The organism is Nonomuraea sp. NPDC004702 (assembly GCF_053601695.1).
The window spans coordinates 97,235-123,032 of the sequence record NZ_JBSGCE010000009.1 but is presented as its reverse complement, the minus strand read 5'-3'; the positions used below and the strand labels follow the sequence as shown (position 1 = coordinate 123,032).

General features: G+C 72.6%; 24 protein-coding genes. 13 read left to right on the top strand and 11 right to left on the bottom strand.

What is annotated here, in order from left to right:
* The first annotated feature begins 43 nt into the window (after positions 1–43).
* Positions 44–1,453: an LCP family protein gene (locus tag ACWEJ6_RS14580; protein ID WP_387671653.1), complete on the top strand. Its 1,410-nt coding sequence runs from the start codon at positions 44–46 to the stop codon at positions 1,451–1,453.
* A 77-nt stretch (positions 1,454–1,530) separates the two neighbouring features.
* On the opposite strand, the gene ACWEJ6_RS14575 is transcribed toward ACWEJ6_RS14580, so the two are convergent.
* A complete protein-coding gene (locus ACWEJ6_RS14575; protein WP_352318322.1) occupies positions 1,531–2,097 on the bottom strand; it encodes an NADPH-dependent F420 reductase in 567 nt (188 codons plus the stop codon).
* A gap of 116 nt (positions 2,098–2,213) precedes the next feature.
* Between ACWEJ6_RS14575 and ACWEJ6_RS14570 the strand changes: the two genes are divergently transcribed.
* Positions 2,214–3,041 (top strand): alpha/beta hydrolase, encoded by an 828-nt coding sequence (locus tag ACWEJ6_RS14570; RefSeq protein ID WP_452423955.1) that lies wholly within the window; start codon positions 2,214–2,216, stop codon positions 3,039–3,041.
* Positions 3,042–3,190: 149 nt separating this feature from the next.
* Here the strand turns inward: ACWEJ6_RS14570 and ACWEJ6_RS14565 are convergent, their stop codons facing one another.
* Positions 3,191–3,361, bottom strand: a complete 171-nt coding sequence (locus tag ACWEJ6_RS14565; protein WP_358291422.1) for a DUF3073 domain-containing protein — start codon at positions 3,359–3,361, stop codon at positions 3,191–3,193.
* Between the two features lie 86 nt (positions 3,362–3,447).
* On the opposite strand from ACWEJ6_RS14565, the gene ACWEJ6_RS14560 reads away from it, so the two are divergent.
* The gene (locus ACWEJ6_RS14560) at positions 3,448–3,780 is read left to right on the top strand and encodes an ArsR/SmtB family transcription factor (protein ID WP_090938046.1); all 333 of its coding nucleotides are present in this window, start codon (positions 3,448–3,450) and stop codon (positions 3,778–3,780) included.
* Here ACWEJ6_RS14560 and ACWEJ6_RS14555 read toward each other — a convergent pair.
* Complete coding sequence (locus tag ACWEJ6_RS14555; protein ID WP_352366202.1) at positions 3,773–4,336, bottom strand: hypothetical protein; 564 nt, start codon at positions 4,334–4,336, stop codon at positions 3,773–3,775. The genes ACWEJ6_RS14560 and ACWEJ6_RS14555 overlap by 8 nt on opposite strands.
* 76 nt (positions 4,337–4,412) lie before the next feature.
* Here ACWEJ6_RS14555 and ACWEJ6_RS14550 point away from each other — a divergent pair, with 76 nt between their 5' ends.
* The 3 genes from ACWEJ6_RS14550 to ACWEJ6_RS14540 are packed head-to-tail and all read left to right on the top strand — an operon-like array spanning position 4,413 to position 6,766.
* Positions 4,413–4,925, top strand: coding sequence for a PadR family transcriptional regulator (locus ACWEJ6_RS14550; RefSeq protein ID WP_357702057.1), 513 nt, complete (start codon positions 4,413–4,415; stop codon positions 4,923–4,925).
* Positions 4,926–4,935: 10 nt separating this feature from the next.
* Complete coding sequence (locus ACWEJ6_RS14545) at positions 4,936–5,814, top strand: 1,4-dihydroxy-2-naphthoyl-CoA synthase (protein ID WP_352366206.1); 879 nt, start codon at positions 4,936–4,938, stop codon at positions 5,812–5,814.
* Between the two features lie 34 nt (positions 5,815–5,848).
* Positions 5,849–6,766 carry an aminoglycoside phosphotransferase family protein gene (locus ACWEJ6_RS14540; protein ID WP_452423952.1) on the top strand — a complete coding sequence of 306 codons (918 nt, stop codon included), beginning with the start codon at positions 5,849–5,851 and terminating at the stop codon, positions 6,764–6,766.
* A gap of 4 nt (positions 6,767–6,770) precedes the next feature.
* Here ACWEJ6_RS14540 and ACWEJ6_RS14535 read toward each other — a convergent pair whose 3' ends face one another.
* Both ACWEJ6_RS14535 and ACWEJ6_RS14530 read right to left on the bottom strand, forming a co-directional pair.
* Positions 6,771–7,421, bottom strand: coding sequence for an HPP family protein (locus ACWEJ6_RS14535; RefSeq protein WP_452423950.1), 651 nt, complete (start codon positions 7,419–7,421; stop codon positions 6,771–6,773).
* A 12-nt stretch (positions 7,422–7,433) separates the two neighbouring features.
* A complete protein-coding gene (locus tag ACWEJ6_RS14530; protein WP_387671665.1) occupies positions 7,434–8,294 on the bottom strand; it encodes an alpha/beta fold hydrolase in 861 nt (286 codons plus the stop codon).
* Between the two features lie 97 nt (positions 8,295–8,391).
* Between ACWEJ6_RS14530 and ACWEJ6_RS14525 the strand changes: the two genes are divergently transcribed.
* Positions 8,392–8,913 (top strand): CGNR zinc finger domain-containing protein, encoded by a 522-nt coding sequence (locus ACWEJ6_RS14525; RefSeq protein WP_452423947.1) that lies wholly within the window; start codon positions 8,392–8,394, stop codon positions 8,911–8,913.
* Positions 8,914–8,991: 78 nt separating this feature from the next.
* On the opposite strand, the gene ACWEJ6_RS14520 is transcribed toward ACWEJ6_RS14525, so the two are convergent.
* Positions 8,992–9,906, bottom strand: a complete 915-nt coding sequence (locus ACWEJ6_RS14520; RefSeq protein ID WP_452424080.1) for an NADP-dependent oxidoreductase — start codon at positions 9,904–9,906, stop codon at positions 8,992–8,994.
* A 155-nt stretch (positions 9,907–10,061) separates the two neighbouring features.
* Here ACWEJ6_RS14520 and ACWEJ6_RS14515 point away from each other — a divergent pair, with 155 nt between their 5' ends.
* Genes ACWEJ6_RS14515 through ACWEJ6_RS14505 form a run of 3 tightly spaced genes read left to right on the top strand, consistent with a single transcriptional unit; the run spans position 10,062 to position 17,549 of the window.
* Entirely contained in the window at positions 10,062–10,613 is a 552-nt protein-coding gene (locus tag ACWEJ6_RS14515) for a hypothetical protein (protein ID WP_358291410.1), read from the top strand.
* On the top strand, positions 10,613–12,709 hold the full coding sequence (locus tag ACWEJ6_RS14510) for a flotillin family protein (protein ID WP_452423945.1): 2,097 nt from the start codon (positions 10,613–10,615) through the stop codon (positions 12,707–12,709). The genes ACWEJ6_RS14515 and ACWEJ6_RS14510 overlap by 1 nt, the downstream gene beginning before the upstream one ends.
* Position 12,710: 1 nt before the next feature.
* On the top strand, positions 12,711–17,549 hold the full coding sequence (locus ACWEJ6_RS14505; RefSeq protein ID WP_452423943.1) for a DNA repair ATPase: 4,839 nt from the start codon (positions 12,711–12,713) through the stop codon (positions 17,547–17,549).
* Positions 17,550–17,706: 157 nt separating this feature from the next.
* Here ACWEJ6_RS14505 and ACWEJ6_RS14500 read toward each other — a convergent pair whose 3' ends face one another.
* Together ACWEJ6_RS14500 and ACWEJ6_RS14495 are read right to left on the bottom strand one after the other, a co-directional pair.
* A complete protein-coding gene (locus tag ACWEJ6_RS14500; RefSeq protein WP_452423941.1) occupies positions 17,707–19,545 on the bottom strand; it encodes an ABC-F family ATP-binding cassette domain-containing protein in 1,839 nt (612 codons plus the stop codon).
* Positions 19,546–19,703: 158 nt separating this feature from the next.
* A complete protein-coding gene (locus ACWEJ6_RS14495; RefSeq protein WP_358291403.1) occupies positions 19,704–20,144 on the bottom strand; it encodes a MarR family winged helix-turn-helix transcriptional regulator in 441 nt (146 codons plus the stop codon).
* 84 nt (positions 20,145–20,228) lie between these two features.
* Between ACWEJ6_RS14495 and ACWEJ6_RS14490 the strand changes: the two genes are divergently transcribed.
* Positions 20,229–21,401 carry an FAD-dependent oxidoreductase gene (locus tag ACWEJ6_RS14490; RefSeq protein WP_452423938.1) on the top strand — a complete coding sequence of 391 codons (1,173 nt, stop codon included), beginning with the start codon at positions 20,229–20,231 and terminating at the stop codon, positions 21,399–21,401.
* Here the strand turns inward: ACWEJ6_RS14490 and ACWEJ6_RS14485 are convergent.
* On the bottom strand, positions 21,363–22,241 hold the full coding sequence (locus ACWEJ6_RS14485) for a 4-hydroxy-tetrahydrodipicolinate synthase family protein (RefSeq protein WP_452423936.1): 879 nt from the start codon (positions 22,239–22,241) through the stop codon (positions 21,363–21,365). The genes ACWEJ6_RS14490 and ACWEJ6_RS14485 overlap by 39 nt on opposite strands.
* A 71-nt stretch (positions 22,242–22,312) precedes the next feature.
* Here ACWEJ6_RS14485 and ACWEJ6_RS14480 point away from each other — a divergent pair, with 71 nt between their 5' ends.
* Positions 22,313–23,182, top strand: a complete 870-nt coding sequence (locus tag ACWEJ6_RS14480) for a LysR family transcriptional regulator (RefSeq protein WP_387671681.1) — start codon at positions 22,313–22,315, stop codon at positions 23,180–23,182.
* A gap of 25 nt (positions 23,183–23,207) precedes the next feature.
* On the opposite strand, the gene ACWEJ6_RS14475 is transcribed toward ACWEJ6_RS14480, so the two are convergent.
* Positions 23,208–23,795, bottom strand: coding sequence for a TetR/AcrR family transcriptional regulator (locus ACWEJ6_RS14475; RefSeq protein WP_452423934.1), 588 nt, complete (start codon positions 23,793–23,795; stop codon positions 23,208–23,210).
* A gap of 84 nt (positions 23,796–23,879) precedes the next feature.
* On the opposite strand from ACWEJ6_RS14475, the gene ACWEJ6_RS14470 reads away from it, so the two are divergent.
* Positions 23,880–24,833 (top strand): quinone oxidoreductase family protein, encoded by a 954-nt coding sequence (locus ACWEJ6_RS14470; protein ID WP_452423932.1) that lies wholly within the window; start codon positions 23,880–23,882, stop codon positions 24,831–24,833.
* 5 nt (positions 24,834–24,838) lie between these two features.
* On the opposite strand, the gene ACWEJ6_RS14465 is transcribed toward ACWEJ6_RS14470, so the two are convergent.
* Positions 24,839–25,789 (bottom strand): serine hydrolase domain-containing protein, encoded by a 951-nt coding sequence (locus ACWEJ6_RS14465; RefSeq protein WP_452423930.1) that lies wholly within the window; start codon positions 25,787–25,789, stop codon positions 24,839–24,841.
* Positions 25,790–25,798 lie beyond the last annotated feature (9 nt).

Sequence of the window (25,798 nt, the reverse complement as noted above, 5' to 3'; positions counted from 1 at the left end):
GCCCGGGGCGGTGGCCCCTCGGCCCCCGTCCCTCTGGAGTCACGTGAGCAGCGGGCTTGTCGATGCTCCGCCCTCCAGCGACCCCGGCGCCCCCAAGAGGCGCCACGGGCGCTGGCTACGCTGGGTGATCGCGATCGCGGTCGCCGTCGTCCTCCTGGTCGCCGGCGTGGCCGTCGGCGTCACCGCGAAGCTCAGCGGCAACCTCAAGCGCTCCACGGTCACCAAGGAGGACCTCGGCGAGACGCGGCCCCCCAAGGTCGCCACCTCGGCGATGAACGTCCTGATCGTGGGCTCCGACCAGCGCGACGGCAAGAACGCCAGGTACGGCCGCCGCATCGCGGGCGAGCGCACCGACACGATCATGCTGGCGCACGTGTCGTCCAAGCGGGACAACGCCATGGTGATCAGCTTCCCGCGCGACTCGCTGGTCCAGCTCCCCGCCTGCCGGGCCACGGGCGGCCTGCCCGGCCAGCAGCCGCACCTGGGCATGATCAACGAGTCGTTCAACTCCGGGGGCATCGCCTGCACCTGGAAGACGATCGAGTCGCTCACCCGCATCCACATCGACCACTTCGTGAAGGTCGACTTCACCGGCTTCAAGAGCATGGTCAACGCCGTGGGCGGCGTCGAGGTCTGCCTGCCCTCCCCGGTGAACGACAAGAAGGCCCTGCTCCACCTGCCCGCCGGGCGGCAGACGCTCAACGGCGAGCAGGCGCTCGGCTACGTCCGCGCCCGCTACAGCCTCGGCGACGGCTCCGACATCGGGCGCATCCAGCGGCAGCAGATGTTCATCGCCTCGATGCTCAAGAAGGTGATGAGCGGTGAAACGCTCACCGACCCGTCCAAGCTGTTCGGCTTCCTCGACGCCGGGACCAAGTCGGTGACCGTAGACGACGACCTGTCGGTGGGCGTCATGAAGGACCTCGCCACCAGCCTCCAGGGCCTCAACGCCGGGCAGATCCGGTTCATCACCACCCCCTGGCACTACTCGCTGACCCAGCCGGGCCGGGTCGAATGGGTGCAGCCGCAGGCGGGCCGGCTGTTCCAGATCGTCGCCAGGGACCAGAGCGTCCAGGGCGTCAAGGGCGGCCAGGCCAAGGTGGGGCGGTCGAAGATCCAGATCGAGCTGCGCAACGGCACCTACCGCGGCGGCCTCGGCACGCAGGTGGCCGCCTTCCTGGAACAGCGCGGCTACCACATCAGCAAGATCGGCGACACGGCCAGGAAGCCCCAGGCGAAGACCACGCTGCTCTACGGCCCCAACGCCGAGACGCGGGTGCCCACGCTCACCAACGACCTGCTCGCCGCCACGCCCAAGCTGGTCGCCGGCGCCCGGACGAACCACCTGGTGCTGGTGATCGGCGACGACTGGAAGGGGCTCAAGCCGCTGCGCGCCGACGACACCGAGGCGATCAAGGGCTTCGACGCCACCCACGACACCTGCGCGGCCTGACCCGGCCCACCCTCGGCTCACCCAGGCCCGTCCCGGCTCACGTAGGGCCGGCCGGGCCCAGCCCGGCTCGGCCCGGCTCACAGGGCGTCGGCGAGCCCGCCTCCGTCGATGGCGGTGAAGCCGGCGTCCTCGATGAGCGGCACCACGGCCTTCTTGGCGGCCTCGTCGTCGCCCCAGTAGGGCATGTCGGCCCGCGGGCCGCCCCGCTGCCCGGCCGTGCCCAGGTCCAGCAGCTCGTTGGGGTACTTGGTGTTGAACGTGCGCACCAGCCGCACCTCGCGGCCGAGCACATGCTGCTGGTACTGCGGGCTGGTGAGCCCGTCCGGCACGGCCACCACCGCCTCGGCACCGTCGAGCCGGGTGATCGGGTTGCTGGGGTCGATGACGATCTTGCCGCCCAGCGCCGCGCCCAGCTCCTCGACCACGGTGGGGAACGCCTCCCACCACACCGCCATGACGACGACCTCGCCGAAGCGCGCCGACTCGATCGGCGAGCCGACGCCCGACTGCCCCTCGGCGGCGGCCGCGGCCTCCTCGGCCAGGGCCGGCCGGGCGTCGCTGAAGAGCACGTCGTGACCGGCCGCCGCGAACAGCCGGCCGAGCGGCGCGCCGAGCCGGCCCGAACCCACGATTCCTACGCGCATGTCTGGATCTCCTTGTCGGCCGATCGGCACCTGCCCATCGGCCTTCCCCGCATGCCCGGCTTTGCGCCTGCGCCGCGAGATCTTTTGCCCGCCGGTGATCCCTACACTCGTCGTCCATGAACGATCCCGATGTCCACGAGCTGCGCAGGGGCAGCGCCGAGCGGGCGCACCTGCGTGCGCGGGGGCCCGAGCTGCCGCAGGTGAGCGACCTGGCCGGGCCGCGCGGGCTGCCGCTGCGGCACTATCGGCCCGCGCGGGAGCGGCGGCCGCTGGTGGTGTACGTGCACGGCGGCGCGTGGGTGCTCTGCGACCTGGACACCCACGACCGGATCTGCCGCCTGCTGGCCCGCGAGTGCGAGGTGGAGGTGCTGGCCGTGGACTACCGGCTGGCGCCCGAGCACCCGTACCCGGCGGCCGTCGAGGACGTCGTGGACGTGCTGCGCGAGGCCCGTCCGGTCGCGGTGGCCGGGGACAGCGCGGGCGGCTACCTGGCCACGATGGCCTGCCTGGCGCTGCGGGACGCGGGCGACCCGTTGCCCGCCGCCCAGATCCTGGTCTGCCCCAACACCGACCTCACGCTCTCCTGCCCCAGCGTGCGGGAGAAGGGCACCGGTCACGGCCTCGACGAGAGCTTCCTCGCCTGGGCCGTGCGGCAGTGGGCGCCCGATCCGGCGCGGCGCGCCGACCCGAGGCTGAGCCCGCTGCTCGTGCCCGACCTGAGCGGGATGCCCGCCACGCTGGTGGTCACCGCCGAGCACGACGCCCTCAGGGACGAGGGCGAGGCGTACGCCCGCCGGCTGGCCGAGGCGGGCGTGCCGGTCACGTGCCGCAGGGAGCCCGGCCTCACGCACGGATTCCAGCAGAACGCCGACCCGGTGTCGCAGGCCGCCACCGGCCGCCTGCTCGCCGACGCGCGCCGCCTGCTCGAAGCGGTGACGGGCTAGCCCGTCGGACCACCGTGGCCCGGCCCGCGCCCTGCGGCACGCCGCCGGGCGGGCACGGGAACACCGCCTGGAACTCGCGGCGACCGGTCAGGCGCCGGAGGCCAGGCGGCCCGAGAACGTCGCGGACGCCCCCGCGAAGCCGGCGCGCGTCATTGCGCGCGCTCGGACTCCTGCTCGGACGCCGTAGACGTGTACATCTCCTCGCGCGGCGTGTCCGCGCCCAGCTCCTCGCGCAGCCGGTCGTAGTCGATGTTGTGGTTGGCGTACTTCAGCTGGCGAGCGACCTTCGTCTGCTTCGCCTTGGCTCTTCCTCGGCCCATGGCTACTCCCTAGTCCCCGCTGTCATGCTATCCAACAACGTTACGACTTGAAGAATTATGCAACTGCGCTCGATTAGTCTTGCAATATGCACGTGGAGGTCCACCAGGCCAAGGCCGACTTCTTCAGGACGCTCGGCCACCCCGCTCGCATCAGAGTGTTGGAGCTACTCCAGGAAGGTCCGCTGCCCGTCAGGGACCTGCTGGCCCAGATCGACATCGAGGCGTCGAGCCTCTCACAACAGCTGGCGGTCCTGCGCAGGGCCGGGATCGTGAGCGCAATCCGCGAAGGCAGCACGGTGGTCTACACCCTGGCCACTCCCGAGCTGGCAGACCTGCTCGGGGCCGCCCGCCGCATCCTCACCGACATGCTGGCCGACCAGGGGGAGCTCCTGGCCGAGCTGCGGGCGGAGGTCACTTAGCGGCGGCCTCGGCGCGGCGCCTGACCACCTTCGGGTAACGGGCGGTGAAGACGGCGGGGACGACGAACGAGAGCACCTTGATCGCGATGACGACCGTGGTGGCGTGGGGGGCCGCGGCCAGCACGAACGTCAGCGAGACGGCGGCGAGCGTGAACGCCACCGCCCACACCGTCGTGATCACCACGTTGACGCGGCGGAACGCCTGGGTCTCCCAGATCTCCTTCGGCGCCATCGTGCGCGCGATGCCCAGCGTGAACGGCTTGCCGATGGCCAGCGAGCCCCAGGCGGTGCCGGCCAGCCAGACGTTGACCAGCGCGGGCCCGTACGGCGTGAGCGGCGAGTGCGGGGCCGCCAGGGAGAGCACCGTGAGCAGGGCGAAGAAGGCGGCGGCGCTCGTCTCGATCACGATCTCGTCCCAGGCCCGGCCGGACCGCCGGTCGATGACCACGAGGGCGAGGGCGATCACGAGGCCGGTGATGGCGCCCCAGCGCCACTCGTCGCCGGTGGCGATGACCGCGTAGACGACCCAGGGGAGGAAACCGAGCAGACCGCGCATCGCGCAACTCCTTTGACATTCCTAAGTAGACATGTCGAATGTAGAACCTCCTGTGGAGATATGTCAATATAGGAATATGAGCTTGAGACACGCCGTGCTTGGTCTGCTCGCCGAGGGGCCGGCCAGCGGCTACGACCTGCTGAAGACCTTCGACGTCTCATTGTCCAACGTCTGGCCGGCCACGCAGAGCCAGCTCTACGCCGAGCTCGGCAAGCTGGCCGACGCCGGTCTGGTGAGCGTCGCGGCCGAGGGCCCCCGTGGCCGCAAGGAGTACGCGATCACCCAGGAGGGCCGGGCCGAGCTGCGCCGCTGGATCACCGAGGTCGAGCCCGTCAGGGTCGGGCGCAGCGACATGCTGCTGCGCGTGTTCTTCCTCGGCCAGGTCGATCCCGAGCAGGCCCGCGCCTACCTGCGCCGCCAGGCCGAGGTGGTGGGCAAGCACCTGGAGCACATGGAGGCCATCAAGGGCTTCGTCGAGAGCGGCCAGGACAACCTGTCGGTCTACGGCCGGCTCGCCCTGGAGTACGGCCTGCGGCTCGGCGCCGTGCAGAAGGAGTGGGCCGAGTGGGCCGAGGGGCAGATCCGTTAGGCTCGCCCCCATGGTCTCCGAGCTGTTCGATCCGAAGATGTGGCAGGTCGTCGAGGGCTTCGACTTCACCGACATCACCTACCACCGGGCCCTCGACCAGGGCACGGTGCGGGTCGCGTTCAACCGGCCCGAAGTGCGCAACGCCTTCAGGCCCCAGACGGTCGACGAGCTCTACCGGGCGCTCGACCACGCCAGGCAGGCCACCGACGTCGGCTGCGTGCTGCTCACGGGCAACGGCCCCTCGCCCAAAGACGGCGGGTGGGCCTTCTGCTCCGGCGGCGACCAGCGCATCAGGGGCAAAGACGGCTACCAGTACGCCGACGGCACCCCCGCCACCGGGCGCCTGCACATCCTGGAGGTGCAGCGCCTGATCCGCTTCATGCCCAAGATCGTGATCTGCGTGGTGCCCGGCTGGGCCGCGGGCGGCGGGCACAGCCTCCACGTCGTGGCCGACCTCACCCTGGCCAGCGCCGAGCACGCCCGCTTCAAGCAGACCGACGCCGACGTGGCCAGCTTCGACGGCGGCTTCGGCTCGGCCTACCTGGCGCGGCAGGTCGGGCAGAAGTTCGCCCGCGAGATCTTCTTCCTGGGCGACACCTACAGCGCGGCCGACGCCCACCGCATGGGCATGGTCAACGCCGTCGTGCCGCACGCGGAGCTGGAGGCCACGGCGCTGGAGTGGGCGCGCAAGGTCAACGGCAAGTCGCCCACCGCGCAGCGCATGCTGAAGTTCGCCTTCAACATGATCGACGACGGGCTCGTCGGGCAGCAGGTGTTCGCGGGCGAGGCGACGCGGCTGGCGTACATGACGGACGAGGCGGCCGAGGGGCGCGACTCCTTCCTGGAGAAGCGGGCGCCCGACTGGTCGCCCTTCCCCTGGCACTTCTAGCCGCGGGCGCCCCGGCCGGAGGCAGACTGGGGCGATGAGGATCATGGTTCCCGAGGCGTTGACCGCATCGCATGTGAAGATCGACGGCGAGCGGGGGCGGGCCTGGTCGGCCGGCCTGCCCGCGCTGGCCGAGCGTTACCTGGAGGAGTGGGGGCTGCGGCTGGACGAGGGCCGCCCCATGCACGGCGTGGTCTCCCTCGTGCTGCCCGTCGTACGGGAGGACGGCACCAGGGCGGCGCTCAAGCTCCAGCCCGTCACCGACGAGAACGCCACCGAGGCGCCCGGCCTGCGCACGTGGGCCGGGAAGGGCTCGGTCCTGCTGCTCGACGACGACCCCGAGACCGGCACCCTGCTGCTGGAACGCCTCGACTCCGGCCGCCCGCTGTCGGCCGTCCCGGACGACACCGAGGCGCTGACGATCCTGACCGGGTTGCTGGGCCGGTTGACCGCCCTCCCCGCCCCGCCGGGGCTGCGCCGGTTGGGCGACATCGCCGCGCAGATGCTGGCCGACGTCGACCGCGCGACGGCCGCGCTGCCCCGCGAGCAGGACAGGTACTGGCTGCGCTGGTGCGCCGACGCGGTCGCCGAGCTCGTCGCCGAGCCGGGCGACCGGCTGCTGCACTGGGACCTGCACTACGACAACGTGCTGGCCGCCGAGCGGGAGCCGTGGCTGGCCATCGACCCCAAGCCGCTGGCCGGCGACCCGGGGTTCGACCTGTGGCCCGCCCTGGACAACCGCTGGGACGCCGTCGTCGCCACCGGCGACCCGATCAGAGGCGTGCTGCGGCGGTTCGACCTGATGGTGGACGGGCTGGGCCTCGACCCCGCCAGGGCGGCCGGCTGGACCCTCGGCCGGATCCTGCAGAACGCCCTCTGGGACGTCGAGGACGGCGAGCACGAGCTCAACGAGGTCGCCCTGGTGATCGCCGAGGCCATGCGCCACCGGCAGTGACGGTTCACCGCCAGTAGGCGGGATATCTGTGGCCCGGCAGCGCCCGTCCGAGCGCCACCCCGGCGGCGATCACCACGACGCTCGCGACCAGGACCGGGTCGAGCAGGTACACCGGGTCGGGGGCGGTGAGCCCGATCAGCGCCGCCGTGGCCCCGGCCGGCAGGTGAGGGGCCCGCAGCAGCAGCATCGGGGCCGTGGAGAGCGCCGCCGCAGCGACCGCCGTCCACACCGAGGGGCCGGTGAGGGCGGTGAGCGCCAGGGCGAGCGCGGTGGCGCTCAGGTGGCCGAGGAGGATGCTGCGCGGCTGGGCGAACGGCGCGGCGGGCGCCAGGGCCACGATCCCGGCGGTGGCGGCGAACGGCAGCGCGAACAGCTCCATGCCGGTGAGGCCGGCCAGCAGGGCCAGTAACGACAGTCCGGCCAGCGCCGCCGCGGTGGCCAGGGCCACCGCCCTGCCGGACGGACGGGCGGGCGCCCCCGACGTCCCGGCCCACCCCCACCTCCGGGTGGGCGGCGGCCCGGCCGTCGGGCCCGCCGCGCGCCCGTGGGGGGCGGGCGTGCGGCGGGAGCTCAGGGATCGGTGCGTGTGGACGGCGGCGGCGGCGGACAGGCCTGGGCGGGCCGTGGTGTTCCCGCGGCGGCGGGGCTGGGCCATCGGAGGCTCCCGTCAGTCGGAGAGGCGGCGGAGGAAGTCGCGGACCAGCGCGGCGATCTGCCGGCCACGGGTCTCCAGGGCGAAGTGGCCCGCGTCGATGAGCTGGATCTCGGCGCGCTTGGTGTCCCGGTCGAAGGCGAGGGCGCCGTCGGGGCCGAAGATCTCGTCGTGCCGCCCCCACACGGCCAGCACCGGCGGCTGGTGCGTGCGCAGGTACTCCTGCCACTGCGGGTAGAGGCCCGGGTTGCGGCCGTAGTCCACGAAGAGGGCGAGCTGGACGGCGTGGTTGCCGGGCCGGTCGAGGCGGGCCTGGTCGAGGGCGGCCTTGTCGGGGTTGACCATGGCGGCGTCGGGGACGCCGTGCGTGTACTGCCAGTGGGTGGCCTCGGGGGTGAGCAGGCCGAGCAGCGCGGAGGTGTTCTCCTCGGAGGGGTCGGCCCACGCCTTGCGCAGCGGCTCCCAGAACGGCGTCAGGCCCTCCTCGTACGCGTTGCCGTTCTGGGTGACGATGCCGGTGATGCGCTCCGGGTGCCGGACGGCGAGGCGGAAGCCGACGGGGGCGCCGTAGTCGTGCACGTAGAGCGCGTACTTGGTGACGCCCAGGGTGTCCAGGAGGCTGTCCACCACGTCGGCCAGGTGGTCGAAGCTGTACTCCCACTCGTCGGCCGCGGGGGCCGAGCTGTGACCGAAGCCCGGGTAGTCGGGCGCGATCAGGTGGAACTCGTCCGCCAGGTCGGCGATCAGCTCCTGGTAGGCCACCGACGAGGTCGGGAACCCGTGCAGCAGCACCAGCGTGGGCGCCGACGGGTCACCGGCCTCCCGGTAGAACACGTCGAGGCCGTCCACCACAGCGGTGCGGTACCGAACAGTCATCTCATCCTCCAGCTATAACCGGCTAAATCCGTTTTGCTGGTTAAGTGATAGCATGGCGATCGATAACCAGTCAAATCGCTTTGGGGGGTTAGAGGCAGTGAGGATACGGCCGCTTCGTGACGAGCCCATGGCGCTCGACCTGGTCGACACCGTCTGGGTGGAGCACGGCGCCCTGCTCGACCAGTTCGACGACCTGGAAGGCGTGCGCTCCTGGCTCGGCGACCACGGCCTGCCGGGCGAGGACGATCTGGAACGGGTGCGCGACCGGCTCGTCCGGACGCGGGACGCGCTGCGCGGCTCGCTCGAAGGCCGGGGGCACGACGCGCTCAACGCGGTGCTCGCCGAGGGCTCGACCAGGCCGCGGGTGGACGCCGACGGGCCGCGCGAGACCGTCGTGGTGAGCGATCCGGCCTGGGAGGCGGCCTGGACGGCGGCCGCCGACTTCGTCCGGCTCCTGCGCGAACGTCCCGAACGGCTGCGCAAGTGCGCGAACCCGGCCTGTGTCCTGTGGTTCCTCGACGTGAGCAAGAACGGCAGCCGCAGGTGGTGCTCGATGGAGGTGTGCGGCAACCGCGCGAAGGCGGGCCGGTTCAACCAGCGCCACAAGAACGCCGTCTGAACCGCGAAGGCGGGCCGGCTCGGCCGACGCCACAGGAACGCCGCCCGAACCGGCCCGCCCGGAGATCGTGGCGGACCTCTAGTCCGTCACCAGGACGACCTTCCCCCGGCCGTGTCCGGTCTCGATCTCGCGGTGGGCGTCGGCGGCCTCCTCCAGCCGGTACGTCCGCCGCACCGGGAAGGCGAAGCGGCCCTCGGCGTACAGGGCGGCGTACCGGCCGAGCCGTTCGGCCGTGCGCTCGCCCTGGACGACCTTGACGCCCAGCTCGGCCGCCCGGCCGTGCTCGACCAGCGTGACGATGCGCCCGCGGTCGGCGACCAGGTCGAGCGAGACCTCCAGGGCGTGGCCGCCGGCGCCGTCGAGGGCCGCGTGCACGCCGCCGGGGGCGAGCGCGCGGACCCGGTCGGCGAGCCCGTCACCGTAGGCGACCGGGATCGCGCCGAGGTCGCGCAGGTGGTCGTGGTTGGCCTCGCGGGCGGTGCCGATCACCGTGGCGCCGCGCATGCGGGCGATCTGCACGGCCGCCGTGCCCACCGACCCGGCCGCACCGTGCACGAGCAGCGTCTCGCCGGCGCCGACCGCCAGGGCGTCGAGGGCCAGCTCGGCCGTCTGCACGCCGGAGGTCAGCCCGCCGGCCACCTCCCAGGGCGTCCCGGCGGGCTTGGGGGCCACGTCGGCCGCCGGGACCACGATGTACTCGGCGTAGGCGAACAGGCGCGAGAAGCCCAGCACCTCGTCCCCGGCCGACACCCCGGCGACCCCGTCGCCCACCTGGTCGACCACGCCGGCGAACTCGTTGCCCGGGATGCGCGGCCACGGCACGTCCCCCAGGTACGGCGGCAGCCACCCCGCCCGTACGGCCGCGTCGAACGGCTGCACGCCGGCCGCCCGCACGCGGACGCGCACCTGTCCCGGGCCCGCCTGCGGCGCGGGCACCTCCATCACCTTCAGCACCTCGGGGCCGCCCGGCTCGGCGAACGCCGCCGCCCTCATCACGTCAGTCATGCCGTCGAGCGTGCTACCTCAACCGCCCTTGAGGTCAAGTCGGCTAACTTTCGATATGAAGTCGGGAACTTTCCGCTTTAGTCGCGCTTTATATGTATATAGTCCGTCAGGACACACCGGGGGATGGGGCAAACCGAGGGCTGATGACCGAGTTCTTCCACGCCGCTCTGGGCTTTCCGACCGTCATTTTCACTTTCCTCCTCGCGGCGGTCCTGGCTTATTGGCTGGCCGTCATCGCGGGCCTGCTGGACCTCGACCACGACGCGCCATGGCTGGGATTCGGGGGCGTCCCCGCCGGGATCGTCATCTCCCTGCTGGTCGCGGTCGCCTGGCTGCTGAGTCTGGTCGGCGGCCAGGTGCTGCCGGACGCCGCGCTGGCCGCCGTGCCCTTCGCCGCGGCGGCGGGCGGCTGGCTCGCCACGCGCGCCCTGATCGGGCCGCTGCGCAGGGCTTTCCAGGACGGCGGGCAGCACTCGCGCGGCGACCTCGTGGGCCGCCCGTGCGTCATCCGCACCGGTGCCGCCACCCCCGACTTCGGCCAGGCCGAGGTCACCGCCGAGGACGGCTCGACCGCGGTCGTCCAGGTCCGGACGACCGGGCGGGACCGCCTGGGCCGCGGCGACAAAGCACTCATCTTCGAATACGACAAAGACGGCGAATTCTTCTGGGTCATGCCCTACGAAAGCGAGATCTGATGGACGTCATCTCCACGGGCTTCGGCGTATTTCTCGCCGTCGTCCTGGTCATCGTGATTGGCCTGCTGGTCATCATCGGCCGCCTTTTCCGCAAGGTGGAACAGGGCAAGGCGCTGATCGTGTCGAAGGTCAACAAGGTGGACGTGACGTTCACCGGCGCCATCGTGCTGCCGGTCGTCCACAAGGCCGAGACCATGGACATCTCGGTGAAGACCATCGAGATCACGCGTACCGGCCGTGAGGGGCTGATCTGCCGGGACAACATCAGGGCCGACATCAAGATCACCTTCTTCGTCCGGGTGAACAAGACCGCCGAGGACGTCATCAAGGTCGCCCAGGCCATCGGCACCGCGCGGGCCAGCGACGAGAACACCCTCCAGGAGCTGTTCAGCGCCAAGTTCTCCGAGGCGCTGAAGACGGCCGGCAAGCAGCTCGACTTCGTCGACCTCTACACCAAGCGGGACGAGTTCCGCGACGAGATCATCCGGCTCATCGGCACCGACCTGAACGGCTACAGCCTCGAAGACGCCGCCATCGACTACCTGGAGCAGACCGCGCTCACCCAGCTCGACTCCAGCAACATCCTGGACGCGCAGGGCATCAGGAAGATCACCGAGCTGACCGCGCTGGAGCACGTACGGACCAACGAGTTCCAGCGGGCCGAGGAGAAGGAGATCACCCGCCAGAACGTGGACGCCCGCGAGGCCATCCTGGAGCTCCAGCGCCGCCAGGCCGACGCCGAGCTCAAGCAGCGCCGCGAGATCGAGACCGTCAAGGCCCGCGAGGAGGCGGAGATCGCCCGCGTGCAGGCCGAGGAGCGGCTGCGCGCGCAGACGGCCGGCATCAAGACCGACGAGCAGATCGGCGTGCAGCGGGAGAACCAGGCCCGCGAGGTGGCGGTCGCCGAGAAGAACCGCGAGCGGGTGATCGCGATCGAGAGCGAGCGCATCGAGAAGGACCGCCTGCTGGAGGTCATCGCCCGCGAGCGGGAGACCGAGCTGTCGCGCATCGCCAAGGACAAGGAGGTCGAGACCGAGAAGCGGTCGATCGCCGAGGTCATCAGGGAGCGCATCGCGGTCGACAAGACGGTGGCCGAGCAGGAGGAGAGCATCAAGCGGCTGCGGGTGGTCGAGGAGGCCGAGCGCACCCGTCAGCAGGTGATCATCGCGGCCGAGGCCGAGGCGCAGGAGAACCTGGTCAAGGACATCAAGGCGGCCGAGGCCGCCGAGGCGGCCTCGAAGTTCAAGGCCCGCGAGGAGCTGGTGCTGGCCGAGGCCCGGCAGCAGGCCGCGGAGCTGGAGGCGCGGGCCAAGATCCGGCTCGCGGAGGGCGTGCAGGCCGAGTCCGCCGCGGCCGGGCTGGCGCAGGTGCAGGTCAAGGAGCGCGACGCGGACGCCATCGAGAAGGTCGGCCGCGCCGAGGCCCTGTCCCTGGGCGAGCGGCTGCGGGCCGAGGCCGAGGGCGCGCGGGCCATGGCGCTGATCGAGGGCGACCGGCTCAAGGCGCAGGCCGAGGGCGAGCAGGCCATGGCGCTGGCCGGCGCCACCGCGATCGGCGAGAAGCTGAAGGCCGAGGCCGAGGGCCTGACCCAGAAGGCCGCCGCGATGGCCGCCCTGGACGAGGCCAGCCGGGGCCACGAGGAGTACCGCCTGCGCCTGGAGGCCGACAAGGAGATCAGGCTCAAGCACATCGACGTCACCCGCCAGGTGGCCGAGTCGCAGGCCAGCGTGCTGGCGGCGGGACTGGCCAAGGCCAACATCGACATCGTCGGCGGCGACACGATGTTCTTCGACAAGGTGGTCGGCTCGATCACCACGGCCAAGGCGGTGGACGGCTTCGTCGGCCACTCGAACGTCGCGGGGGCCCTCGCGGCGCCGTACCTCAACGGGACGGCCAGCCTGGCGGCGGACATCGCGAGCGTGGTCGGCGGGGTGCGCACCGAGGACATCAAGAACCTGACCGTCTCGGCCCTGCTCATGCGGCTCATCCAGGACGGCGGCCCGCAGTCGACGGCGCTCGGCGAGCTGCTGGAGACCGCGCGCCGGCTGGGCGTGGCCGACTCCCCCGTGGCCGCGCTGGCGGCGGCGAAGGGCTGACGTGAGCACCACCGAGCTGGAAGCCGGGACCTACGAGGTTCTGCGGAACCGTCTCCAGGCGCAGGCCAAGGCCCTCGCGGTGGCGGCGGAGGAGGTCAACGGGCAGCGGCTGCGCGTCTTCGGCGGCGCGGAGCTGCGCCTGCTCGGCACCGAGCGGATCAGGACCGAGAACAACTGCGTCCCGAGGGACATCGTCTCGCTGGGCGAGGTGATGTTGTTCGGCTACAACGTCTTCATCGGGCTCAAGCCGGAGACGACCGTGGCCGACGTGTTCGCCGTGCACCGCTTCACCAGGGACGGGGACGCGTTCACGTTCGAGACGGGGAAGCTGGAGACGCTGGAGGAGCCGGCGTTCAGGAAGGACTTCGCCGAGCTGTACCGGTACTACAAGGAGACCAGGCTCCAGCAGCTGCGCCGGGTCGAGGGCAAGCTGCTGGCGGTGTTCCGGACGGGCCCGGCGGACACCCGGGTGCTCAGGTGGACGGTCAGCAACGGCGGTATCCCGAAATATCTGGATAACAGGGGGGAGCGGGACCACGTCTTCCCCCCGTCCCACGATTTCGAGTGGACGCCGACCACCCGCGACGACCACGTGCTCGGCCGCCATCCGCACATCTCCATCGAGGGCGAGGTCTTCGTCGAGACGATCGGCGGCGACCTCACCATCAAGGTCGAGAACAACACCGAGACCGGCGCGGGCGTCTACTCCGAGCCGGTCACCGAACGCCTCCAGTCGCTGGCCGACGCCGACGTCGAGTACGCCAGGGTCGGGCCGCTCGTCCTCATGCGGATCAGGCCGTACAAGGAGCCGGACTGGCGGCATCTGGTGTTCAACACCCGTACCAAGGCGGTGACCAGGCTCGACGGCATCGGCCAGTCCTGCCAGCGGCTGCCCGAGGACCAGGGGCTGATCTTCCCGGGCGGCTACTACCTGGCCACCGGGATCAGCAAGACCTTCGACACGGACGTGGCGGACCTGGAGTTCGAGCGGGTCGTGCGCTCGCCCAACGGCGAGGACGTCCTGTACGTCTTCCACGCCCGCGGCGACGGCCGCTCGTTGCTGCTGCCGTACAACGTGATCAGGAAGGAGGTGGCCAACCCCATCGTCTGCCACGGGTACTCCCTGTTCGACGACGGCACGATGGTGGTCTTCCGCGCCCTCTCCGAGGAGCCGACCCGGGTCCACCCGATGCAGGTGTGGCAGACGCCGTACGTGTCCGACACCTACGCCGCCGCCCAGCCCGCCGGGACCGGGCCCCTGGAGCGCATCGGCAACGCCGAGCTGGTGCGCGGCATCTCCGACTGCCTGTCCGTGGCCCGGATGGTCGAGGAGATGGCGGCGTCGGAGGCCACGTTCGAGGCGCTGATCGCCGCCTGCACCCGCGCCGCCGACTCCTACCACTGGCTCGGCGAGCACGGGCTCGCCGCGCCGCTCGCCGACGTGCGCGCCACCGCCGAGCAGGTGCTCGACGAGTACGAGAACGTCGAGCAGCTCACCCGCCAGGCCGCCGACACCCTGGCCGCGGCCGCCGCGGAGACCACCCACCTGGTACGCGCGGCCGCCGCCGACACCCCCGCCACCGCCGACGCCTGGGTCACCACGCTGGCCGGACTGCGCAGGCAGCAGGGCCGCCTGGTGACCCTGCGCGACGTCCGCTACCTGGACCTCGCCCGCCTGGACGAGCTGTCCGCCGCCGTGACCGCGGAGCTGGCCGCGACCGGCCGGCGCGCGGTCGCCTTCCTGGAGGGCGCGGAGGCGTTCACCGCCTACCACGTGGCGGTCGAACGGCTGGCCGCCGACGCCGCCGCCATCGCGACCGTGGCCGAGGCCGCGCCCGTCGCCGACCGGCTGGCCGAGCAGGCGGAGGGCCTGGAGGTGGTGACGGAGGTCGTCGGCTCGCTGGAGATCGCCGACGCCACGGTCCGCACGTCGATCCTGGGCCGGATCGCCGAGGTGCTGGCCGGGGTGAACCGGGCGCGGGCCGTGCTCGACGGGCGGCGGCGCGAGCTGCTCGGCTCGGAGGGCCGTGCGGCCTTCGCCGCCGAGTTCGCCCTGTTCGGGCAGGCCGTCTCGGGCGCGCTGGCGATGGCCGACACGCCGGACAAGTGCGACGAGCAACTCGGCCGCCTGATGCTCCAGGTGGAGAACCTGGAGGCGCGGTTCGGCGAGTTCGACGACTTCGCCGCCCAGCTCGCGGGCAAGCGGGACGAGGTCTACGAGGCGTTCTCGGCCAGGAAGCAGACCCAGCTCGACGGCCTGGCCCGGCGGGCCGACCGGGTCTTCGCCTCGGCCGAGCGCATCCTGGGCAGCGTGACCAGGCGGCTGGCGTCCCTGGGGTCGATGGACGAGGTCAACACGTACTTCGCCACCGATCCGATGGTCGGCAGGGTCCGTACGGCGGCGGCCGAGCTGCGCTCCCTGGGCGACGCCGTCCGGGCCGAGGAGCTGGACGGCCGGGTCAAGGCGGCCCAGCAGGAGGCCGGCCGCGCCCTGCGGGACCGGCTGGACCTGTTCACCGACGGCGGCGAGACGCTGCGCCTCGGCCGTCACCTGTTCGCCGTCAACACCCAGCCGATCGACCTGACGCTGGTCCCGCACGACGGCGAGATGCACTTCGCGATCACGGGCACCGACTACCGCGCGCCCGTGCCGGCGTCGTTCGCGGACACGCGGCCGTTCTGGGAGCAGCTGCTGGTGTCGGAGACGCCGGAGATGTACCGAGCCGAGCACCTGGCCGCCTCGCTCCTGGACTCCGCGGAGCCCGGCGCTCCCCTGGCCGACCTGGTACGCCAGGCCGCCGAGCAGCGCTACGACGAGGGCTACGAGCGTGGCGTCCACGACCACGACGCGATCCTCGTCCTGGAGAGCCTGGTCCGCCTGCGCGAGGGCGCCGGCCTGCTGCGCTACCCGCCCGAGGCCCGCGCGGCGGCGCAGCTCTTCTGGGCCTTCGGCACGGACGAGGTTTCACGTAAAACATTGGCCACCAGGGCCGCCTCCCTGGTCCGCGCCCGCGCGGTCTTCGGCCGGACGCCCGCCCTGGAGGCGCTGGCCGCCGAGCTCGGCGGCCGCATCGCCGCCTTCTCCCCCGGCCAGGACACCGGCCAGGACACCGGGCAGGACACCGGGCAGGACACCGCGCAGAGCACGGCCGCGCTGGCCGGCGAGTACCTGGTCGAGGAGCTGGGCGCGACGCCGTCGGGCTTCGTGACCGGCAAGGCGGCGCGCGACCTCCTCGACGGCTTCAGGCAGGCGCTCGGCCCGGCCAGGACGCGCGAGTTCGAGGAGGAGCTGGCCGCGCTCCCCCTGCCCGAGCGGCTGCAGCTCGCCCACGCCTGGATCGGCGCCTACCGGCAGGGCCCCGAGGTGGCCGAGGCCGTCGCCGTGCTCCTGTGCGACCTGCCGCGTCACGACTCCGGCGCCGCCGTCGAGGAGACCGTCGAGGGGCTGCTCGGCGCGCATCCGCGCGTGCAGGACCGCAGGCTCCGGATCAGGCTCGACGAGCTGCTGACCAGGGCGCGCGCCTTCAGGCAGGACCGGGTCCCGGCCTACCGGGCCTACCAGCGCCGCCGCAACGAGCTGATCGAGCAGGAACGCCGCCGGTTGCGTCTGGAGGAGTACCGGCCCAAGGTCATGAGCGCGTTCGTCCGCAACCGGCTGCTGGACGAGGTCTACCTGCCGCTGATCGGCGACAACCTGGCCAAGCAGCTCGGCGCGGCGGGCGCGGGCAAGCGCACCGACCAGATGGGCCTGCTGCTGCTCATCTCACCGCCCGGCTACGGCAAGACCACGCTGATGGAGTACGTCGCCAGCCGCCTCGGCCTGGTCTTCGTCAAGGTGAACGGCCCGGCGCTCGGCCACGGCGTCACCTCGCTCGACCCGGCCGACGCGCCCGACGCCACGGCCAGGCAGGAGGTCGAGAAGATCTCCTTCGCGCTGGAGAGCGGCAACAACACCCTGCTCTACCTGGACGACATCCAGCACACCTCGCCGGAGCTGCTGCAGAAGTTCATCTCGCTGTGCGACGCCCAGCGCCGCATCGAGGGCGTCTGGAACGGCCGGACCCGCACGTACGACCTGCGCGGGAAGCGCTTCGCGGTGTGCATGGCGGGCAACCCGTACACCGAGTCCGGGCAGCGCTTCCGCATCCCGGACATGCTGGCCAACCGGGCCGACGTGTGGAACCTGGGCGACGTGCTCTCCGGCAAGGACGAGCTGTTCGCGCTGAGCTACGTGGACAACGCGCTGACCTCCAACCCGGTGCTCGCCCCCCTCTCGGGCCGCGACCGGGCCGACGTCGAGCTCCTGGTGCGCCTGGCCAAGGGCGACCCGGCCGTCCGGCCTGACCAGCTCCGGCACCCGTACGGCAAGGCCGAGCTGGAGCAGGTGCTCGGCGTGCTGGGCAAGCTGGTGCGGGCGCAGGAGGTGGTGCTGGCCAACAACGCGGCCTACATCGCGTCGGCGTCCCAGGCGGAGGCGTCCAGGACCGAGCCGCCGTACCGGTTGCAGGGGTCGTACCGGAACATGAACAAGCTGGCCGAGCGCATCGTGCCCGCCATGAACGACGAGGAGCTGGAGGCGGTGATCGACGACCACTACCTGGGCGAGGCGCAGACCCTCACCCAGGACGCCGAGGCCAACCTGCTCAAGCTGGCCGAGCTGCGCGGCCGCCTCACCCCCGCCCAGGCGGCGCGCTGGGCGGAGATCAAGGCGGCCTTCCTCAGGGCCAGGGCGCTCGGCGGCTCCGGCGACGACCCGATGACCAGGGCCGTGGGCGCCCTCGGCCTCCTCGCCGACCGGGTGAGCGAGGTGGGCACAGCCATCAGGGAGTCTGACCGCTGACCCCAGCCGTCAGGGGCCGGCCCCTGCGCGGAGCGGCCCCGGCCGTCAGGGGCCCGACCTGTGAGCGGAGCGGCCCCGGCCGTCAGGAGGCCCGATCGCTGAGTGCAGCGACCCGGTCCTCAGCGGGCCCGGTCCCTGAGGGGAGCGGGCCCGGCTGTCAGCGGGCCCGCTCGCTGGGCCGGGCGGGTGCGAGCTCCAGGTGGGTGCCGGAGAAGGCGGCGCGCAGGCGGCGGTCGTGGGTGACGACCACCAGCGCGCCCTCGTAGTGGGCCAGCGCCTCCTCAAGCTGCTCCACCAGCATCGGCGACAGGTGGTTGGTCGGCTCGTCGAGCAGCAGCAGGTCCACCGGTTCCGTGACCAGGCGGGCCAGCTCGACCCGGCGGCGCTGTCCGTACGAGAGGTCGGCCAGCCGCCGCCGCAGGTCGTCCGGCCGGAACAGGCCCAGGCCGAGCAGCCGGTCGGCGTGCTCGTCGGGGCTGCCCGTCCGTCCCTCGGCGAAGGCCGCGAGGACGGTACGGTCCAGCCGGGCCGCCCGCTCCTCCTGGCGCAGCAGACCAGCCCGCCCGGTCCGGCGTACGGTCCCCTCGTCGGGACGCAGCTCGCCGGCCAGCACCCGCATGAGCGTGGTCTTGCCCGCGCCGTTCGGCCCGGTGACGAGCAGCCGCTCCCCCCGCCGTACGGCGAGCCCGTCGATCCGCAGCCGCCCCGCCACCCGCACCCCGTCGAGCACGACCACCATGGACCGCCACCCCACCCCGCCCGCCTCGCCCACACCCGGAAGGCGTCCCGGCAGCCGCACGTCAGCCCGGACACCCACGTCGGGACATTCCGGCAGCCGCACATCGGCCCGGACACCCACGTCCTTGGGGTGTTCCGGCAGGCGCACGTCGGCGGGGGTGATCACCTTTCGCAGGTGATCCGGGAGGAGCACGTCGGCGGGGGTGATCACTTCTCGCGGATGATCCGGGAGGAGCGCGTCGGCGGGGGGCGGGGCGGTGATGGCGGCGGTGAAGCGGAGCGGCACCGGGGGCGGCGGCACGGCGTGCTCTTCGAGCCATCGCATCCGCGCCCGCGACTGCCGGACGCGCCCGGCGGCGCCGTGCGTACGCGACCGCGCCCGCCACGCGCCGGTGCCCATCCCGGCCTGCACCATCCCGCGCGGGATGGCCGCCATCCGCCCCGCGTTGGCCGCCACCAGCCCGGCGTGCCGGGCCAGCTCGGACCGCCACTCCTCGTGGGCCCGCACGTGCGCGGCCCGTTCGGCGGCCTTGGCCGCGAGGTAGCCCGAGTAGCCGTCGCCGTAGCGGCGCACCCGCCCGTCGGAGACCTCCAGGATCACCGTGGTGACCCGGTCGAGGAACGTCCGGTCGTGGCTGATCGCGACGACCGTGCCGCGGTGCTCGCGCAGGTGCTGTTCGAGCCAGGCGACGGCCTGGTCGTCCAGGTCGTTGGTCGGCTCGTCGAGCAGCAGCAGCTCCGGCGCGGCGGCCAGCGTCGCGGCCAGGGCGAGCCTGGACCGCTCGCCGCCCGACATCGTCGCGACCGGACGGTCCCGGTCCAGGCCGGGCAGGCCCAGGCCGTGCAGGGCGACGTCCACCCGGGTGTCGGCCTCGTAGCCGCCGCGCGCCTCGAACTCGGCGACGGCGGCGGCGTAGGCGTCCAGGTCGGTGCCGGCGAGCGCGCGCATGCGCGCCTCGATCTCGCGCAGCTCGGCCAGGGCCAGGTCGACGACGTCGGCCACGGTGGCGTGCGGCGGCAGCTCCAGCGACTGCGGCAGGTGCCCCACGCCGCCGGGCGCGAGCACGGTCAGCTCGCCGTTGTCCGGACGCTCGACGCCCGCCATGAGCCTGAGCAGCGTGGACTTGCCCGAGCCGTTGTCGCCGATCACCCCGGCCTTCTCCCCGGGCCGGACGGTGAGCGACACCCGGTCCAGGACGATTCGGGTGTCGTAACGCTTGGTGATCTCGTTCAGTGCCAATTGGGCAGCGGTACGCATAGAGGCTCCACCTCCTTGTCTCAACGCGGACATGACCGGTACGAGGCGCGGCGGAGCGGTCGGCTCAACGCGTATGCGCCTCGGGCGTGAGAATCACAGGAAGCAGTAACCCATATCGGCGGACACCGTAGCCCATAAGCGGAATTGTGTACAGCCCTTTATTCGGTGCGCAGCGACGTGGTGGCCTCCCGCTGCAGGGCCGTGGACCGCCGGAGGAAGTCGACGATCAGGGCCAGCTCGTCGTCGGTGTAGCGGTCGTACAGGCCGGACATGGCGGCCACGAACGGCTCGAACAGCTCACCGAAGCCGGCCAGCCGCTCCCAGTTGATCTCGACGATGACCCGGCGGCGGTCTTTGGTGTCGCGCACCCTGCGGACCAGCCATTTGGCCTCCAGCCGGTCGATCAGCCCGCTGACGGAGGCCGGGGCGAGGCCCGTGTGCTGGGACAGCTCCCCGGCGGTCAGCGGCCCGAGGCGCTGGAGCAGGTCGAGCGTCTTCTCCTCGGTCATCCCCAGGCCCAGCCGCTCGCCCATGGCGCTGTGGTACATGACCGCGGCGTTGCTGCTCTCCCTGCCCGCCTCGACCAGTTCGTCCAACAATTTCTTTCGATGCTCCGAAATATCCCTGGACATCCCGCCACCCGCGCTCATATATTTCGTTCGGTCGAACGAAAGGATACCAGCATGAAGGCTCTGATCATAGGCTGCGGGATCGGCGGGCCCGTCACGGCGATGGCCCTTCAGGCGGCCGGCATCGACGCCGAGATCCACGAGGCGTACCCGCGGGGCGCCGAGAACGTCGGCTCGTTCCTCAACCTCGCCTCCAACGGCCTGGCCGCCCTGCGCGTGCTCGGCGTCCACCGCGAGGTGCTGTCGTCGGCCATCCCCACCCCGCGCATGGTCATGTGGAGCGGCACCGGCAAGCGCCTCGGCGAGGTGGCCAACGGCCTGCGCCTCGACGACGGCACGGTCAGCCACACCGTGCTCCGCTCCGACCTCTACGGCGCCCTGCGCGACGAGGCCGCCCGGCGCGGCATCCCCATCGCCTACGGCCGGCGCCTGGTCTCCTACGACGACACCGGCGACCAGGTCGTGGCGACCTTCGAGGACGGCGCCTCGGCCGCCGGCGACCTGCTGATCGCCTGCGACGGCGTGCACTCGCGCACCCGTTCGCTGCTCGACCCCGGCGCGCCCGGCCCGCGCTACAGCGGCCTGTACAGCTTCGGCGGCATCGTCAGGAACACCGCGCGCAACGAACTCGGCGGGTTCGGCGGGTTCGGCGGCGAGCCCGGCGTCTACGACATGGTCTTCGGCAAGCGGGCCTTCTTCGGCTGCACGGTGACCGAGTCGGGCGACATGTGGTGGTTCGCGAACCTGCCCAGACGGCTCGGCGACGTGCCCGCCGACTGGCGGCCCGTCCTGGCGGCGGCGTTCGAGGGGGACGCGAACCCCTCGGCCGACCTCGTCCGCCGCGGTCCCGTGGGCCCGGCGCTGCCGGTGTACGACCTGCCGCCGGTGCCCGTCTGGCACCGGGGCCGCGTCCTGCTCACCGGGGACGCCGCCCACGCCACCTCGCCCAGCTCCGGCCAAGGCGCCTCACTGGCCGTCGAGGACGCGGTCGTGCTGGCCAGGTGCCTGCGCGAGGCCAAGGACCACCGCGCGGCGTTCGAGCGGTTCGAGGCCGAACGGCGGCCGAGGGTCGAGCGGGTGGTGGCCTACTCCAGGACGATCAGCAACAGCAAGGCCGCGGGCCCGGTCGCCCGGGTCTTCCGCGACCTGATGCTGCCGATGTTCCTGAAGCGCGGCGCGAGCCAGGAGTCACTGGCCTGGATGTACCGCCACCAGGTCGGCCTGTGACACCGCGGCGGCGGAGGCGGGCAGCAGCGGCAGCCGCACGTCCGGCGTCGGGATCAGGCCCCTGGCGTGCAGGACGCCCTTGATCACGGTGGGGTTGGGCTCGGCGAAGAGCGCGCGGGAGACCTGGGCCAGCCGGTGCCCGAGCGGACGAGCGGTGGCCACGTCACCCGCCAGCCAGGCGTCGACCAGCTCGACGAAGCTCCTGGTCAGCACGTGCGCCGAGGCCAGGATGCCGCCGGTGGCGCCGAGCGCGAGCAGCGGCGAGACGAACGCGTCGTCGCCGCCCAGCACCTCGAAGCCGTCGGGCAGGTCCGCGAGGAGGTCCACCGTGTCCTGGTCGATGCCGCCGGCGGCGTACTTGACGCCCGCGATGTTCGGGTGCTGCCCGACGGCCCGCAGTGTCGCGGCGCCCACGGCCTGCCCGGTCCGGTAGGGGATGTGGTAGATCACCAATGGCACGGGTGACGTCTCGGCCAGCGCCTCGAAGTGCGCGATCACGCCGCGCTCGCCGGGCCGCAGGAAGTACGGCACGGTCACCAGGGCCGCGTCCACCCCGGCGGGCAGCTCGCGCAGCGCCGCGGCTGTCGTGCGGGTGTCGTTCCCGGTCACGCCGACGGTCAGCAGCGCCCGGCGCTCGGCGCACACGCGTACGCAGGTCTCGACCACCAGGGCCCGCTCGCCGGGGTCGAGGGCGGCCACCTCGGCCGTCGTCCCCAGCGCCACCAGACCGGCCGCGCCCTCGTCGAGCATCTGCCGGGCGAGCTTCTCGACCGCGTCGGCGGCCACCTCCCCCGACGACGTGAACGGCGTGACCAGCGGTACGTGGATTCCTCTCAGCATGCTTCGAGCCTGCCGCCCGCAGACCTGTTAGGTCCAGTTCGGATTTCTTCGTTCGAGCTTAAGATGGACTTATGCTCGACCCACGCAAGCTCCACCTGCTCCGCGAGCTGGCCAGGCGCGGCACGATCACCGCCGTGGCCGAGGCGGTCACGTTCACCCCCTCGGCGGTCTCGCAGCAGCTCAGCGCCCTGGAACGGGAGGCGGGCGTGCCGCTGCTGGAACGCACCGGGCGCACGGTCACGCTCACCCCGGCCGGGCTGCTGCTGGTCGAGCACGCGCAGGCCGTCCTGGAACAGCTCGAACGCGCCTCGGCCGCGCTCGCCGCGGCCCGGGGCGGGCCGTCGGGGCCCCTGCGGATCGGCGCGTTCCCGACGGCCACCCGCGTGCTCCTGCCGCCCGCGCTCGCCCGCCTGGCCGCGGACTGTCCGGGGCTGGAGCCGATGGTGGCCGAGATCGACCCCGCCGACGTCTCGGCGGCGCTGCGGGCGGGCGAGCTCGACGTCGCCCTCGTGCACGAGTACGACTTCGTGCCCCCGGTCACCGACGCCTCCATCGAGACCGAGCCGCTGTTCACCGAGCCGATGTACCTGACCGACCGGGCCCGCGTCCTCGACGCCCGCGACGACCCGTGGATCACCGGCAAGCCGGGCACGCTCTGCCACACCATGGCGATCAGGGCCTGTCAGGCGGCCGGGTTCGAGCCCCGGGTCCGGCACCACATCGACGACTTCGACACCGTGCTCGCCTTCGCCGCCGCCGGTCAGGGCGTCGCGCTCGTGCCCAGGCTGGCGGCGCTGACCCCGCCGGACGGCGTCTCGCTGACCCGCCTGCCCCTGAGCCGCCGCACGCGGGCGGCCTTCCGCCGCGGCTACGGCGACCATCCGGCGGTCCGCGCGGCCGTCGCCGCCTTCCACACGGCCGCCACCACCCTCCCCCTCTGACGGCCGTACCCGCCGGTCCTCCGGGCTAAGGGGCGGGCCTGCCGAGCAGGCCCTCGGCGAGGGCGGCGAAGCTGCGGGCGAGCCGCGCGCTGTCCCCCGCCCGCAACCGGCTCGCGATCGGCTCCATGTGCAGGCACCCGAGCAGCAGGTGCGCGATCTCGTCCGCGTCCACGTCGGGGCGGCCTTCGGCGATCAGGGCGGTGACGTGCCGGTGCCAGCCGGTGTAGATCGGGTTGGTCTCCCGGGGCTCGGATCTGCTGGTCGCGACCGCGTGCTCGTGCGCGGCCACCAGGTTGCCGTTGCGCGCCGCCAGCTCGGCCACCGCGCCCAGGAAGGCGACCAGCCGCTCGACGGGCGGCGCTCCGGGGCCGAGCGGCGGCGGGCCCTCGGCCACCGCCTTGTCCAGCTCGCGGGCCCGCTCGCTCATCAGCTCCCGCATCAGCCCGGTACGGCTGCCGAACCGGTGGAACACCGTCCCCTTGCCCACGCCGGCGGCCACCGCCACCCGCTCGACGGAGACCTGCTCGGGCGGGTGGCGGCGGAGCAGTTCCTCCGCCGCCCGCAGGATCGCCCGCCTGTTGCGCGCGGCGTCGGCCCGCTCTTGACGTTCCATCCGGTCATTGTTGCCCATGGACAAACTTGACCAGCGGTCCATATATTAACTGGACCAACGGTTCAGATAGAGACGGGAACAACCATGCGCGCCATCCAGCTCGACGCCCTCGGCGGCCCCGAGACCCTGCGTCCGGTGGACCTGCCCCGCCCGCGCCCCGAGGCGGGCCAGGTCCTCCTCCGCGCACAGGCGATCGGCGTCAGCCACGCCGAGACGCAGATCCGCTCGGGCGCGCTGCCGTTCCCGCTGCCGCTGCCCGTCGTGCCCGGCGCGGAGGCGGTCGGCGAGGTGGTCGAGACCGGCGAGGGCGTGGACGACGGCCTGCTCGGCACCGTCCGCGTGGGGGTGACCGGCGGCCTCGGCGCCTACGCGGAGTACGTGGCCATGCCCGCCGCCCTGACCTGCCCCGTCCCCGAGGACGTGACGCCCCTGGAGGCCCTGGCCGGGGCCGCGCCCGGCGCGATCGCCCTCGCCCTGCTGCACCGGGCGCGGCTCGGCGCCGGGGAGACCGTGCTGGTCGAGGCGGGCGCCGGCACGATCGGCGGCTACCTGGTCGCGCACGCCAAGGAGTTCGGGGCGGCCCGGGTGATCGCCACCGCGGGCTCGCCGGCCAAGCGGCAGCGGGCCCTCGACCTGGGCGCCGACCAGGCCCTGGACCACGGCGACCCGAGCTGGCCGGACACGCTGCCGGACGTCGACGTGGCCTTCGAGTCGATCGGCGGCGCGTCGGCCCGGCGGGTGCTCGACCGGCTCGTGCCCGGCACGGGGCGGATGTTGTTCTACGGCATGCTGAGCGGCGAGCCCGCCGCCGTCACGGCCGCGGACCTGATGGAACGCGGCGTGACCGTCGTCGGCTGCGGCGGCCCCGGCTGGACCGGCCAGGTGTTCGGCACGCACTATCCCGAGATGCTGGCCCGGCTCGGCTCAGGACGCAGCCGCGCCGTCGTCCACGAGACCCTGCCGCTGGCCGAGGCGGCGAAGGCCCACCGGCTCCTGGAGTCGCGCGCGGTCACGGGCCGCGTCCTGCTGGTGCCGTGAGCGGCTCAGCGGTCGAGGACGGCGTCCAGCACGGCCGTGGCGCTGACCTGCTCGGCGTTGTAGTCGCCGGCCGTCACCGCGACGACCAGCTCCTCGCCGGGCAGCACGAGCAGCCGCTGGCCGCCGTTCCCGATCGCCTCGGTCCACGGCCGGTCACCGGTGCTCACGTACCACTGGTAGCCGTAGCGGAAGTCGCCGTCGATGACGACGCGGGGCCGCGTCATCTCGCGCACCCACTGCTCGGGGACGATGCCCAGCCCGCCGCCGAGCACCAATCGGCCGAGCGCGGCCAGGTCGAGGGGCCGCAGCCGCAGCCCGGCCGCGGCCATCGCCACGCCGTCCGTGCCCTTGACCCACTCGGTCCTGGTGATGCCCAGCGGCTCGAACAGCGCCTTGGCGGCGTACTCCGCCAGCGGTTCGCCGGCGCCCCGCGCGATGAGCCCGCCGAGCAGGGCCGAGGCGCCGCCGCAGTACCGCCACCGCTTCCCGGCCTCCTCGACCACCGGACGTTCCAGGACGAACCGGTACCGGTCAGGAGCGAGCTCCATCGCGATCTCGCTGTTGGCCGGGCTCGTGTACGGCAGGTCCTCGTTCCAGTCGATCCCGAGCGTCATGGTGAGCGCGTGCGCGACGGTGAGGTGCGCCCGGCCCGGATCAGCCACCAGGTCCGGATATTCGGGGAACTGCTCCACCAGTCTCGCGTCCGGCGGCGGCACCAGCCCGTCGCGCAGGGCCACGCCGTACAGCAGCGCGACCACGCTCTTGGTGACCGACCGCACGTCGTGCGGCGTGTCGCGGTCGAACACGACGTGCCGGGGCTCCTCGGTGATCCGCTGGTCGACGCCCGCGCCGTAGTGCTCGACGACGACCTCGCCGCCCCGCATGACCACGACCGCGTGCAGATTGGGCGCCGTGCCGGCCTTCAGGACCGCCTCGACCCGCTCCGCCATTCCCATGATGTCCTC